Source organism: Arcicella gelida, from assembly GCF_034931025.1.
In the GTDB taxonomy this organism is placed as follows: Bacteria; Bacteroidota; Bacteroidia; order Cytophagales; family Spirosomataceae; genus Arcicella; species Arcicella gelida.
The window spans coordinates 1-13,684 of record NZ_JAYGIL010000020.1 but is presented as its reverse complement, the minus strand read 5'-3'; the positions used below and the strand labels follow the sequence as shown (position 1 = coordinate 13,684).

The following is a 13,684-nucleotide window of genomic DNA, read 5'->3' as shown; positions in this document are numbered from 1 at the left end:
AAGGAATCAGATTAGCTTGCCGAATGATTAAAATAAATATTTTCACAGTTTAGGGTATATCGTCTTACTTTTCATTCTTTATTCAAAACAGTAAGAACAAGTAATGTTTAATGTAACATTGCTTAAACGATTTAGCCAACATGCGAAAAATAATAATTCTGATTTTAAGTATCATTTCTTTTATAAGCCATGCCCAAGTTTGGCAATGGTCTGTGCCTGTGAAAGGAATGATTCATCCTGAAACAAATGACAAGCCACAGGCTTTTCTTTGGATTCCTGAAAATTGTAAGCAAGTAAAAGGAGTAGTTCTGTGTATGCACAATATGGTGGAAGAAGGAATGTTGGAAAATGCCAATTTTCGTAAAACGATGTCAGAAGTAGGGATTGCAGAAATTTGGATAACGCCGGGTTTAGATATTACTTTCGATTTTCATAAAGGTATTCAGGAACATTTTCAAACCATGATGAACGACCTTGCTCAAGTTTCTGGCTATGCAGAATTGGCTACAGCTCCGATAGTACCAATGGGACATTCAGCAATGGCGAGTTATCCTTGGAATTTTGGTGCTTGGAATCCAAACCGTACTTTGGCAATCGTATCAATTCATGGCGATACTCCTCAAACAAATCTTACAGGGAGTGGTCGTCCAAATCCAAATTGGGAAAATCGTAGCATTGAAGGCGTGCCTAGTTTATTCGTCATGGGCGAATATGAATGGTGGGAAGCTCGTATAAAACCCGGTTTTGATTATGTCATAAAACATCCTAAAACGCCAATTTCATTTTTTGCTGATGCTGGTCACGGACATTTTGATTATAGCGATGCGATGGTCGATTATGTGGCGATGTTCATCAAAAAGGCTGCTAAATATCGTTTGTCAAAAACAGATAATCAAAAACTTAATCCAATAAACCCAACAAAAGGCTGGTTGATGGATAGATGGAGAAAAGATAGTCTTCCGACAGCAAAAGCGTCAGCTTATTCAAATTATCAAGGGAATCGTGAAGAAGCATCTTGGTGTTTTGATAAAGAAATGGCAGATAGGACGGAAGTATTTTATGCTAAAGCTCGTGCTAAAAAACAGCAATATATTGGTTTTATGCAAAATAATAAGGTGTTACAACTTGTAAAAACACATGCAAATTATCAATTAAAATTTACGCCCTTGGAAGATGGAATAAGTTTTAGATTAAAAGCATTTTTTGCAGATACTTCCAGAATGAAAACAGTTACAGATTTTACTTCTACCCAATTAAGGATTGACCGTATTTGTGGCCCAGTAAAAAAACTGGATGATTCAACTTTTCAAGTAAGTTTTTACAGAATGGGTTTTAATAATCCTAAAAGGACAAATGATATTTGGTTATTAGCTCATAATGAAGGAGATAAGTATTATAAATCAGCGGTTCAACAATTGGATATGCGTTTTCCTTTGAAAAATACAGAAGGAAAAACACAGGTAATTACTTTTAAAAATATTGCTAATCAGAAGGTTAGTATAAAAAAACTTGTATTGAACGCTTCTTCAAATGCCAATTTAGCAGTTCAATTTTATGTAAAAGAAGGACCAGCTTATATTAAAGATAATCAAGTATTTTTTACTAAAATTCCACCTAAAGCAAAGTTTCCTATGAAAGTAAGTATTGTGGCTTGGCAATATGGTATTGTAGGAAAAGTGCAATCTGCTGAACCTGTTGAAAGAGTATTTTATTTAGAAAAATAAAGAGAATTAATATTAGCCATTTTAGAAATCGAGAAGATATATTATTGAGAATGTAATGAAGTAAATAGTTCTTTATTCCTGCATATTTAAAATATGATTTTAAATATGCAGGAATAAAACATATTAAAGCTGATAAGCATTTAAGCCAAATTTTGCTAAATTCTGGGCTAAAGTAGCAATTGAACAAACCCAAACGTTGGGACGAAGTTCATAGTCTTGAGCGGATGGAGTAACAACCAACAAAGGCGGATTGCCTACATCTTGCAAAGAAATACTGTTGCCTTTTGAAAGTGTTGGCGAGTCTGATAATTTAATTTCTATGGCGAGTTTAATGCCTAAACCTTGTTCGATGACCAAATCTAATTCAGCACCATCTTGTGAACGATAATAAAATGGCAAAGCATCTTGTGGTAAAATGCTGATGATTTCTTGAATGATATAACCTTCCCAAGAACCGCCAGCAACGATATGCCCCAAAAGGCTATTGAAATCTTTTACATTCAATAAATGATGTAAAAGTCCACTGTCACGAATATAAATTTTAGGACTTTTTACTAAACGTTTCCCAATATTGACAAAATAAGGCTGTAAACGACGTATTAAAAAGGCTTGCTCTAAAAAGTCAATGGCATTTTTTACTGTTGGTTGGCTTACACCCAATGAATTTGCTAAAGTTGAATAATTTAAAACTCCACCTTGAATACTAGCAAGCATCATTAAAAGTCGGCGCATGAGTAATGGCGAAACTGAAAGTCCTAATTGAGGTAAATCTCTTTCAAGATAACTCATCAAAAAATCATTTAGCCAAAGGTTTTTGATACGGTCGTTTTTAGGTAAATAAGCCGCTGGAAATCCACCCCAAAGCCAGTGATTTTGATAATTTTCTGGGGCAATTTCACGATAATGCAAAGGGTGCATTTCTAAATATGAAATCCGACCAGCGAGTGATTCAGCCGTATTTTTTAATAAATCTGGAGAAGCCGAACCTAAAAGTATAAATCGCCCAGCGTCACGTTGTTGGTCGATTAAACCACGGAGTAAGACAAAAATATTCGGTAGCCGATGAATTTCGTCTAAAATAACAGTTTGATGCTGTAAGTTTTTGAGAAATAATTCAGGGTCAGCTGTAAATTTATTCAAATCAGAGGGTATCTCTAAGTCAAAATAGATACTTTCTTTCGGTAACTCGTTTTGAATTGCCTTAACTAAAGTCGTTTTTCCTACTTGTCTAGGTCCTAAGATTGCCGAAACAGGAAAATTATTTACCCTAAAAAGTAATTCTGAACTAAGTTCTCGATGAATCATAATGTTAAAATTTATTCCTGCAAATTTAAAATTATATTTTGAATTTGCAGGAATAAATAAATATAAAAAGTCATTTAAAAAACGAAGAGCTTATTGTATAAAAACGACAGAGATCAAATATTTTAAAAAAAATCTACTCAATCATCGCAAAAATTATTGAAATGTGCCTTTTCTCTATAAAATTTCAAAGAGAATTGCTTGATTAACTTGAAAAGTATATTGTTTTGTATCATTAACAGGATTATTGCAAAGCATTTATAACAGAACAAAAATGAACACGCTCGATTTATTTCGCCTTGATGGCAAAATTGCATTAGTAACAGGTTGTAAAAAAGGAATCGGAAAAGCAATGGCTCTGGCTTTAGCAGAAGCTGGAGCTGATATAATTGGCGTTTCGGCTTCCTTAGAGCTTAAAGGAAGTCAGGTAGAAAAAGAAGTAACAGCCATTGGTAGAAAATTCAAGGCTTATCAATGTGATTTTTCGGATAGAAACGCTCTTTATTCTTTCATCAATCAAGTAAAAACGGATTTCCCTGTCATTGATATTTTGGTAAATAATGCAGGCACAATTTTAAGAAATCCTGCTGCTGAACATTCAGACGAATATTGGGATAATGTATTGAGTATTAATTTGGATGCTCAATTTATTCTTACTCGTGAAATTGGTAAAATGATGATTGCCCAAGGTTCGGGGAAAGTCGTATTTACCGCTTCTTTATTGACATTCCAAGGGGGAATTAATGTGCCGAGTTATGCTGCAAGTAAAGGTGCGATTGGAAGTTTAGTAAAAGCTTTTGCCAACGAGTGGGCATCAAAAGGAATCAATGTGAACGCCATTGCTCCGGGTTACATTGCAACGGACAATACTGAAGCTTTGCGAGGTGACGAAAATCGTTCAAAAAGTATTTTAGATAGAATTCCTGCTGGACGTTGGGGAGAAACCGAAGATTTTAAAGGAGCGACTGTTTTCCTTTGTTCAGATGCTTCAAAATATGTACAAGGAACAATTTTGACTGTAGATGGCGGTTGGATGGGACGATAATTGCTAACCACTTATATACTTGAACGCCTCGGAAACGGGGCGTTTTTTGTTTGATTATGGTTTTAAGTTACAAGCAGGATAGGGTAGTGTAGCATAAAATAATGGCTAATTAAAGGAAAGTACATGAGAGTACTTGTTTTATTCCAAGATATATTTATACTTATTTAATGATAATGTGCATTGAAAAGTCTTGCCGTTAGATGTGTGCTTTTTTAACGTATTCATTATCAGTATTTTATAGAATTTATCTTATCCAATTTTCAAATTAACATGAAATTAAAACTATTATTTCTCCTTTGCTTTTTAATGGCAAACACTTTGTTTGCTCAGTTAAAGCTTCAAAACCTCAGGACTGAAAACCAACAGAATCCCGTTGGGGTTGATGCCGAAAAACCAAGATTTAGTTGGGAACTCGTTTCAGAAAAGAAAAATGTAAAGCAAATTGCTTACGAAATTCAAGTAAAAAATGGTAGAAATGTCATCTGGAATAGTGGTAAAGTCAATGCTGAAACCTCTATTTTTAATGCTTATCAAGGAGAAAAACTTCCTTCAAATACTCGTTTTACTTGGCAAGTAAGAGTTTGGGATAATCAAGGACAAACGTCGGAATGGGCTACAGCCAATTTCCAAACAGCTTTAAACAAAAGCGATTGGAAAGCAAAATGGATAAGTTCGGGCTTTGTAAATGATACCGTAAATGGTGTTGTACCGATGTTTAGAAAGAGCTTTGAAACAAAAAAGAAAATTGTCAATGCTACGGCTTTTGTAACCGCAAGAGGTTTGTACGAAATTCAATTGAATGGAAAAAGAGTAGGTGATGCTTTTCTAACTCCGGGTTGGACGAGTTATAATAAACATTTACAGTACCAAACTTATGATGTTACGAATTTAATCGCTTCTGGGAAAAATGCCATTGGTGCAACTTTAGGAAGTGGTTGGTACAGAACACGTTTGGCTTGGCTAAAACAACGAAATATTTATGGAAAGGAAACCGCTTTACTTTTCCAATTAGAACTGACTTATTCAGATGGTTCAAAAGAAAGTGTTGTGTCTGATAATTCTTGGAAAGTAGCAGAAAGCGATATTCGTTTTGCTGAAATTTATGATGGGGAAGTAATTGATGCAAGTAAAAGAATTGCCAATTGGGCAAGTATTGCTTTCAATGATACTAACTGGAAAAATGCCGTAGAGAAAAAATTCCCGACAGATTATCTCAATGCTTCAGTAAATGAGCCTATTAAAAAACATGAAACTTTTAAACCCGTAAAAGTATTCAAGGCGACGAATGGTGAAACAATTTTAGACTTCGGACAAAATTTGGTGGGTTGGATAACGCTTTCGGCACAAGGAAAAGCGGGCGATAAAATTACGCTTTCACATTTTGAAATGATGGATAAATTCGGGAATCCCTACTTTGCCAACCTTCGTTCAGCAAAAGCACAGGCTACTTATATTTTGAGCGGTAATGGCAAAGATTTCTTTGAGCCACATTTTACTTTCTTTGGTTTTAGATATGTGCAAGTAGAAGGTATAGAAGGGAAAATTAATCCAGAAGATTTCACGGCTTATGCTTTGTATTCGGATATGGAGCAAACTGGAAATTTTGAAACCTCAAATCCTTTAGTAAACCAATTACAAAAAAATATCCAGTGGGGACAAAAAGGTAATTTCTTGGATGTACCAACCGACTGTCCACAACGTGACGAGCGTTTGGGTTGGACTGGCGACGCAGAAGTATTTTCAAGAACGGCTTCTTATAATTTCAATGCGAATCAGTTCTTTGCAAAATGGTTGAAAGATGTAACGGCAGACCAATTTTCAAATGGAGCAGTGCCGCACGTAATTCCGAATGTATTGAATGACGGTCCTTCGCAAGCGGCTGGCTGGGGCGATGCAGGAATTATTATTCCATATAATGTTTACGTAGCTTTTGGGGACAAACAAGTGCTTGAAAATCAATATGAAACCATGAAAAAAAGTGTGGAATATATCCATAAAGCTGCTAAAAATGATTTATGGAATACTGGTTTTCAATTTGCTGACTGGCTTTCGTATCGTGTTGATGATTCAAAAGGAATGATTGGAATGAAATCTGCCATCACTGATAATTACTTGGTGGCTCAATGTTTTTATGCTTACAGTGTACAGTTAATGATTAACACAGGCAAAATATTAGGTAAAACGGAGGATGTTCAAAACTATGAAAAGCTTTTAGGGAGAGTCAAAAAACAATTCCAAAAAGAATACATGACTGAATCTGGAAAATTGATTTCAGAAACGCAAACGGCTTATATTTTGGCTTTACAATTTGATATGTTGCCAGAATCATTGCGTCAGCAAGCGGTAGAAAGATTGGTTGACAATATCAAATCTTATAATTATCACTTAACGACAGGTTTCTTAGGAACACCTTTTTTAAATCCTGTTTTGAGCCGTTTTGGCAAAAATGATGTAGCCTATAAATTGCTTTTGCAAGATACTTATCCTTCGTGGTTATATCCAATCAAAGCACATGGAGCAACAACCATTTGGGAACGTTGGGACAGTATGAAACCCGACAGTACTTTCCAAGATCCAGGCATGACTTCTTTCAACCATTACGCTTATGGAGCAGTAGGCGACTGGATGTACAGAAATATTGCAGGAATTGATACCAAAGAATTTGATGGTGCTGGGTACAAAGAAATTGTGATAAAACCACAAATAGGAGGGGGGCTTACTTATGCGAAAGGAAGCTTAAAAACCAATTATGGAGTAGTGGTTTCGGCTTGGAAAATAGAAAATGGGAAACTGACTTGGGAAGTAGAAATTCCAGCGAATACTACCGCAACGCTGACTTTTCCCACGCAAAAACTCAGTTCAATTACTGAAAGTGGAGCAAGTATTAGTATAGCTCAAGACGGAACAATTGCATTAGGTTCAGGGAAATATGCTTTTGTGATGGAACTTTAGGAATAGGTTTATCTTGAATGTTAAAGAAACTGTTTAGATTTTTGGGAACTACCAGCATTTGATATAAAATTCTGGTAGGTGGCGGGCAAAAATAAAAATGTGCTTATACTAACTGTGATAATGGTAGCAACTGGCGACGAACCGCTTCGTTGCCGAATTGCTCCAAAAATACTTCCACGACAAAAAGTGTATCCAAGAGTTTACAAAACCTACTAGACTCCAGCAAAACAGCAATATAGAATCTTATCATTATATTACGGAAAGGCTGTATGTCATAGACTTGTGTTTTAAGATTTAAAAGATGTAAAACAAGCTATGAATCAGTTTAGAGATTTCTATAATTTTGATATTATTCACGGAGTATTGAGTTTGAAAGCCCTTATGAATTCTTGAAAACCAGAGGTAGAGGTATTAATAAGAAAAATAACCCCATTTATCAAAAATATACTCTATACTTTCGTAAATATTCTGTATTGGATGACTAGGCAAGATAAAGAATTTAGTTTTATGAGTGTATTTCACGATGTTTAAAATTCAATAATTAATTTATTTAAGTTTTTCATAAGCTTCCTTCGAATTAACCAATTTGTAGGCAGTGTCAGGAAAAAGGCGATTTAGTACATATATAGCTTTCGTATCGCCAACACGAATGGTATATACGTCTTTATGCAAGCCATCTATCAAAGCATTTACTAACTTTTCGGGGCTTATTTTCTTGTCAGGACGGTCTGCAACCATCTCAGTATCTACCAAAGGTGGCTGAAGTTCAAATATTTTTACTGAGCTGTTGATGGTTTGCAAATGAGATCTCAATGATTTGGTGTAAGAAGACAAAGCTGCTTTGGATGCAGAATAGGTGGCTTCTAATACTGAAGGTACCATACTCAAAATCGATGTTGTATTGATAATCGCTGATTCCTTCCTAGATTTTAGCATATCCATAAAAAGGTTATTTAGCCGAATAACACCAAAATAATTAACTTCCATTTCATAAATCGCCCCAGCTAAATGTTTATCACTTGCAACACCCAGATTAACAGGAGGAACACCTACGCCAGCATTATTTAGCAAAATATCTATTCCTCCCAGTTGTTTTACTTTTTGAAAAAGAATTTCCGCATCACTTGCATTTGACACATCACTTTGAAAAGTAATGATGTCAGGATATGCTTGCTTTACCAACTCTAGTTTAGCATTGTTACGTCCTGTGACAATAACTTTAGCACCAAGATTCAAAAATTGCTTGGCAGACTCCAAACCTATACCTGATCCACCACCTGTGATAAGTATTGTTTTACCTTGAATTTTCATGATAATAATTTTTTATAAAAGAGGATTTTGATTTATAAATCAAAATCCTCTTCAAAGTTTATGAATGATTTGCTTCAGGAGTAATTTTAGACATTGCCTCGCTAATGGCTGCGGCATAAATTTTAGTTTCACCAACTGGAACATCAAATTGATTATTCTCTAAACCATTGAGTAATTCATCGGCTACTTCACTTGGCGGAATACCATTTTCGCCACCAATATAAGATGAGAATTCGGTATTGGTCAATGGTGGATATACCTCATACACTTGCAAATTTTTCTGCTCCTCGTAAGTGTATCGTAAAGCAACTGTGTAGCTATGCAATGCTGCTTTGGTAGCACCATAAGTAGGCAAAAACTTATGACTTCCGTAAACGGCAAGCGAAGAAATATTTATAATAGCTGACTCCTCTTTCTGCAATAGGTGAGGAATCATCAGTTCGTTAAAATGTATGATAGCAAAATAATTGATATTCATTTCAATCTGTGCTTTCTCTACTGCATTTGTCTCTTCGCTTAGAAGATAGCCGAAAGCAGCGCCAGCATTATTGATAATGATATTCACATCTGGATAATTGTTTTTCAATTCATTTGCGATACGGATTCTTTCCGAAGTATCTGCCCAGTCACCTTTGATAGCTGCCGCTCCGTCAAGTTCCAGAAGTGCCTTTTCGAGACGTTCTTCATTGCGACCATTGATGATAATTTTGTTGCCTGCGGCATTAAGTTTCTTTGCAATTGCCAAACCTATTCCTGCACTTCCGCCAGTGATGAATATGGTATTTCCTGTTGTTTTCATTGTATTGATTTTAAATTGTAAGTGTTAAAAATAAATGGATTATTATAAAATAGACTAAAAGGTATATTTTTTAGCAAAAAAAATTATACGCAATATTGATCAAGTTCTTTTTTGAGGTCATTCACTAACTCAAACATCGGCTGAGCAGAATCTATAGTACGACAGATGATGATTCCGCCTTCGATTGCCGAAAACATTTTGAAAGCAAACCTAGCCGGATTTAGTTCAGAAGAAAACTCACCATTTTCAATACCTTGCTGAAGAATAGTCGAAAGACCTTGCTGCCCTGTAATAAATTTGGCCGCTACCTTTTTTTTGATTTCTGGAAAATTATCATCAACTTCTACTGCTGTATTGAAGATTGGGCAACCACCAGATATATATGTAGCAATAGGGTTCTTATAAAAATCAATAAAAGCATTAATTTTTGCTCTGGCGGTCGTCTCTTGAGAGACTACAGCATTAATTTTTGCGGTCATATTGTTTAGAGAGTACTCCACAACCTGTTCAGAAAGGTCATCCTTACCTTTAAAATGCCCATAAATACAGCCTTTTGTAAGCTGGGTTGCTTCCAGAATATCATCGATACTAACCCCAGAAATACCTTTTTCGTTATAGATTGGTGCTGCCGTTTCCAGTATAAATTGTTTGGTTCTTTCTGCTTTAGTTGTCATGTTATTGAAATTAAAATATTCAGAATTTAGGATAAAGGAAACATTGGATTACCTGTTACCGTTTTTGCCGTCTCGACTTCCTCTTGTAATACATCCCAGTGTTCGATAATTTTACCATCTTTCACCTTAAAAATATCTACTGCAACGTAGTTTTTTCCATTCCAGTTAGAAAAACGACCGTGAACCATCACAATGTCATCATGTTCAGTAACTGTTGCTACTTCGTATTTAAAATCTGCGGGCAAGCCTGGTATTATTTGTTTCAATATGTCTGTACCATTGGGCAGAGCAGGATTGTGCTGAATATAGTTGCTATCAAAATATTTATCCAACGCAGAGACATCCCTCTGGCCGAATACAGAGGTAACAGCCGTAAACACAAGTTCTTTGTTTGTCATTATTTCAATTTTAAAGTGTTGTGTGAACCAATATTGTTCACTATTTCATTTAACGTGTTTAATAATTTCTATGCAAATATACTAAATGGTATATTTTATTAGGATTGGTTGCTGAAACTAATTTTTTCATCAGCTTCGTAGGAGTGGCAGACTTCAAGATAGTTGGCTTTCTGTCGCACCAATGGTGCTTTTACAAAGGAATACAAGAGTTTATTTTACCCGATTACTTACCTTTAGTAGTATCTGTCTGATTATGAGTGTAATACAATAACTGATATACTATTAACTTCTTTTTACTTAAAGCCCTCAAATCACACAAGCGACAGTTAATTCTCTTAAAATAAAATTGTACTTAAAGGATAAATAATTGAAAATCGTTTATTGTGTATTTGTAGATACAATAATAAATGTTCACCTTATATTTGCTTTCAATTGTCTTGTTAAAGCTTCAATAAACCCTTTTTTATCCTTTTTCCCTTCCTCTATTATTGCTTTTATTGCATCTGGTAACGTAAAATATTTATCCGCCCAAAGTTGTATTTCTACAATTATAGGTAGTAAATCAATTCCTTTTTCGGTGAGTTTATAAAGCACCTTGGCTTTGCTATCAGGGTGTTCTAACTTCTCTATTAAGTTGTGTTCTTCAAGATTTAACAGTCTTGTAGCCAATATGTTAGTGGCTATTTTCTCCTCTGATTTCAAGAAGTCTCCATAAGTAGATTTATTGTAAAATATCATATCTCGCATGATAAGTAATGACCACTTATCACCAAAAATATCAAGTGAGGAACTCACAGGACAATTTGACCTTTTTTCTATTTTTTTCATTTTTTCTAAAATATTTTAAAAATCACTTGCAATATGCAAGCAATTTGCCATACCTTTACACTTGCAAATCGCAAGTAAATTTATGAATAAATTATCAAAGAAAAAAATGAAAAAAAATATTTTAGTGACAGGAGCATCATCAGGTTTTGGTTTATTAATTGCAAATAAACTACATGAAAGCGGCTATAATGTTGTTGGTACAAGTCGTAACCCTGAAAAGTACACAGGAAAGTTACCATTTAAAATGATTGCCTTAGACCTTGACTCTGAACAGTCAATAAATACTTTTTCAGAAAGGCTTTTCAAAGTAACACCTCAATTGGATGTTCTGATCAATAATGCTGGTTTTTATGTATCAGGGATTGCTGAGGAAACACCTATTGAGTTAGGAAGACAACAATTGGAAACTAACTTTTGGGGGACTATTAAAGTTACAAACACTATTTTACCACATTTTAGAAAACAAAAATCTGGTAAAATCATCACCGTAGGTTCAATCATTGGACTTGTGTCATTTCCAAATACAGCCTATTATGCCGCTTCCAAACACGCTTTAGAAGGGTATTTCAAATCATTGCGTTATGAATTGAATGAGTTCAATATTGATGTGGCAATGATTGAACCAGCTGCTTTCAAGACAAATATTATAGATAACTCTTCTGCTGCTGTAAATAAAATTGCAGATTATAACTCGCTAAGAAATAAAATTCAAAAATTCTCTGACGAATTATTAGATAAAGCCGAAGACCCAAAACTTGTCGTAGATAAAATTCTTAAAGTAGTTCAAACAGACCATCCTAAATTCAGAAATATTGTAGGCAAAGGCACTACGAGCTTAATAAATTTACAGCATTTTGCTTATGGCTTTTTAGAAAAAAATGTTCTTAGACAGTTAAAATGAAAAAAGATAAAATAATTTATTGGATAACGACTTCTTTAATAAGTATCGGTTCATTATATGCAGTCTATCTGTATTTTACTGATTCAACGATTGTAGAGGCATACAAGCATTTTGGTTTTCCAGCTTATTTCAGAATACAAGTTGGGATTTCAAAACTTATTGGAGCAGTAGTTCTAATTGTTCCGTTTTTTCCTGTAAAGGTGAAAGAATGGGCTTATGCAGGATTTGGAATACTGTATATTTCAGCCGTTATTATTCATTATATGGTAGGTGACCCAACGGCAAGTATTGTTGTTCCGTTAATAAATCTTGTAATTCTTAGTGTATCAAATATTTATTTTTCAAAATTAAAAAATATCCCAAAATGAAAGCATACTCAGTTAAAAAATACGGCAAAAACGAAACATTACATTTAAGCGATGTAAATGTGCCAACGATAAAGGAAAATGAGGTATTGGTTCAGATTCATAGTGCAGGTGTGAATTTGTTAGATTCGTTGGTTAGAAATGGCGAATTCAAAATATTTTTGCCTTACAAAACGCCTTTCGTAAATGGACACGACATGGCTGGTGTCATAACCAAAGTAGGTGCAAAGGTTTCAAAATTTAAGGTAGGCGATGAGGTTTATTCAAGAGTGGGCGACCACAGAATAGGTAGTTTTGCAGAACAGATTGCTGTGCAGGAAAATGATTTAGCATTGAAACCTACAAACCTTTCAATGGAAGAAGCTGCTTCTATTCCTTTGGTTGGGCTTACCGTTTGGCAGGCACTTGTAGAAATTGCAAACTTGAAAAAAGGTCAAAAAGTATTCATTCAAGCTGGTTCTGGTGGTGTTGGTACGTTTGCCATTCAATTTGCCAAACATATTGGTGCTTACGTTGCTACTACTACAAGTTCAGCAAATACAGCTTTGGTAAAGAAATTGGGTGCTGATTTAGTGATAGACTACAAAACACAGGATTTTGCTACCATTTTAAAAGATTATGACGTGGTACTTCATAGCAACAGAGATGCAAAAGTACTTGAAGGTTCTTTGAAAATTTTAAAACCTGGTGGCACATTGGTTACTTTGACGGGACCACCCACAGCTGAATTAGCCAAAGAAATTGGTTTAGCTTGGCCTTTTCAAGTGATTATGAATTTATTGAGTTTCTCAGCTCGACGAATAGCTAAAAAGCAAAATGTCAATTTTAAATTTTTGTTTATGCGTGCAGACGGCAAAGCACTAGGCGATATTACGAAATTGATTGAGGCTGGTATCATTAAACCAATTGTTGATAAAGTATTTCCCTTTGAACAAACTAACGAGGCTTTAGCTTATGTGGAAACGGGACGAGCTAAAGGAAAAGTTGTAATAAAAGTAAGATAGTTTGCACTCTAAATTTGCGATTTGTCCTTAAAATTTATCTTCTACAACGTATTCCCCGAAACCGCTGGCTTGCTATGTGTCGGGGAATTTGTTTTTTGAGAGTTAATTACTAACGGTCTAAGATTCGTTTGGACTCTTGGAAAGTAACATCATTAAACCACAGCTCGTTAAAGATATACTACTCGTGACAATTTGGGGTGGTCTATTTTTGGTTTACACTTTTTGCGAGGTTTTATTGTTTAATGTTTACACTTTTCGGCATTTTTCTCAAACCATTGCGTTTCAAAATCAAGTGGGAATTCATATTTTAAACTTGAATGCAATCGCTGTCTATTGTAATATCCTTCAATAAATTCAAATAGAATACTTCTCAGAATTGTG

General features: G+C 34.8%; 13 protein-coding genes. 6 read left to right on the top strand and 7 right to left on the bottom strand.

What is annotated here, in order from left to right:
• The first annotated feature begins 140 nt into the window (after positions 1–140).
• Positions 141–1,724 carry a hypothetical protein gene (locus tag VB776_RS15475; protein WP_323697656.1) on the top strand — a complete coding sequence of 528 codons (1,584 nt, stop codon included), beginning with the start codon at positions 141–143 and terminating at the stop codon, positions 1,722–1,724.
• Between the two features lie 123 nt (positions 1,725–1,847).
• Here VB776_RS15475 and VB776_RS15470 read toward each other — a convergent pair whose 3' ends face one another.
• Positions 1,848–3,029, bottom strand: coding sequence for an ATP-binding protein (locus VB776_RS15470; protein ID WP_323697655.1), 1,182 nt, complete (start codon positions 3,027–3,029; stop codon positions 1,848–1,850).
• 271 nt (positions 3,030–3,300) lie between these two features.
• On the opposite strand from VB776_RS15470, the gene VB776_RS15465 reads away from it, so the two are divergent.
• Both VB776_RS15465 and VB776_RS15460 read left to right on the top strand, forming a co-directional pair.
• Entirely contained in the window at positions 3,301–4,071 is a 771-nt protein-coding gene (locus VB776_RS15465; protein WP_323697654.1) for an SDR family oxidoreductase, read from the top strand.
• 270 nt (positions 4,072–4,341) lie between these two features.
• A complete protein-coding gene (locus tag VB776_RS15460; RefSeq protein ID WP_323697653.1) occupies positions 4,342–7,023 on the top strand; it encodes a glycoside hydrolase family 78 protein in 2,682 nt (893 codons plus the stop codon).
• Between the two features lie 546 nt (positions 7,024–7,569).
• Here VB776_RS15460 and VB776_RS15455 read toward each other — a convergent pair.
• The 5 genes from VB776_RS15455 to VB776_RS15435 all read right to left on the bottom strand — a co-directional run bounded on the left by VB776_RS15455 (position 7,570) and on the right by VB776_RS15435 (position 11,033).
• On the bottom strand, positions 7,570–8,334 hold the full coding sequence (locus VB776_RS15455) for an SDR family oxidoreductase (RefSeq protein ID WP_323697652.1): 765 nt from the start codon (positions 8,332–8,334) through the stop codon (positions 7,570–7,572).
• Between the two features lie 58 nt (positions 8,335–8,392).
• On the bottom strand, positions 8,393–9,133 hold the full coding sequence (locus VB776_RS15450; RefSeq protein WP_323697651.1) for an SDR family oxidoreductase: 741 nt from the start codon (positions 9,131–9,133) through the stop codon (positions 8,393–8,395).
• An 83-nt stretch (positions 9,134–9,216) separates the two neighbouring features.
• Entirely contained in the window at positions 9,217–9,807 is a 591-nt protein-coding gene (locus VB776_RS15445) for a TetR/AcrR family transcriptional regulator (RefSeq protein WP_323697650.1), read from the bottom strand.
• Between the two features lie 26 nt (positions 9,808–9,833).
• Complete coding sequence (locus VB776_RS15440) at positions 9,834–10,205, bottom strand: nuclear transport factor 2 family protein (protein WP_323697649.1); 372 nt, start codon at positions 10,203–10,205, stop codon at positions 9,834–9,836.
• Positions 10,206–10,616: 411 nt separating this feature from the next.
• Positions 10,617–11,033 (bottom strand): winged helix-turn-helix transcriptional regulator, encoded by a 417-nt coding sequence (locus VB776_RS15435; protein WP_323697648.1) that lies wholly within the window; start codon positions 11,031–11,033, stop codon positions 10,617–10,619.
• A gap of 106 nt (positions 11,034–11,139) precedes the next feature.
• On the opposite strand from VB776_RS15435, the gene VB776_RS15430 reads away from it, so the two are divergent.
• Genes VB776_RS15430 through VB776_RS15420 form a run of 3 tightly spaced genes read left to right on the top strand, consistent with a single transcriptional unit; the run spans position 11,140 to position 13,303 of the window.
• Entirely contained in the window at positions 11,140–11,934 is a 795-nt protein-coding gene (locus VB776_RS15430; RefSeq protein WP_323697647.1) for an SDR family NAD(P)-dependent oxidoreductase, read from the top strand.
• Positions 11,931–12,302: a DoxX family protein gene (locus VB776_RS15425; RefSeq protein ID WP_323697646.1), complete on the top strand. Its 372-nt coding sequence runs from the start codon at positions 11,931–11,933 to the stop codon at positions 12,300–12,302. The genes VB776_RS15430 and VB776_RS15425 overlap by 4 nt, the downstream gene beginning before the upstream one ends.
• Positions 12,299–13,303 (top strand): NADP-dependent oxidoreductase, encoded by a 1,005-nt coding sequence (locus VB776_RS15420; protein WP_323697645.1) that lies wholly within the window; start codon positions 12,299–12,301, stop codon positions 13,301–13,303. The genes VB776_RS15425 and VB776_RS15420 overlap by 4 nt, the downstream gene beginning before the upstream one ends.
• A gap of 239 nt (positions 13,304–13,542) precedes the next feature.
• Here the strand turns inward: VB776_RS15420 and VB776_RS15415 are convergent.
• Positions 13,543–13,684 (bottom strand): IS3 family transposase (locus tag VB776_RS15415; RefSeq protein ID WP_323697743.1); only part of this gene is annotated, 142 nt, incomplete at its 5' end.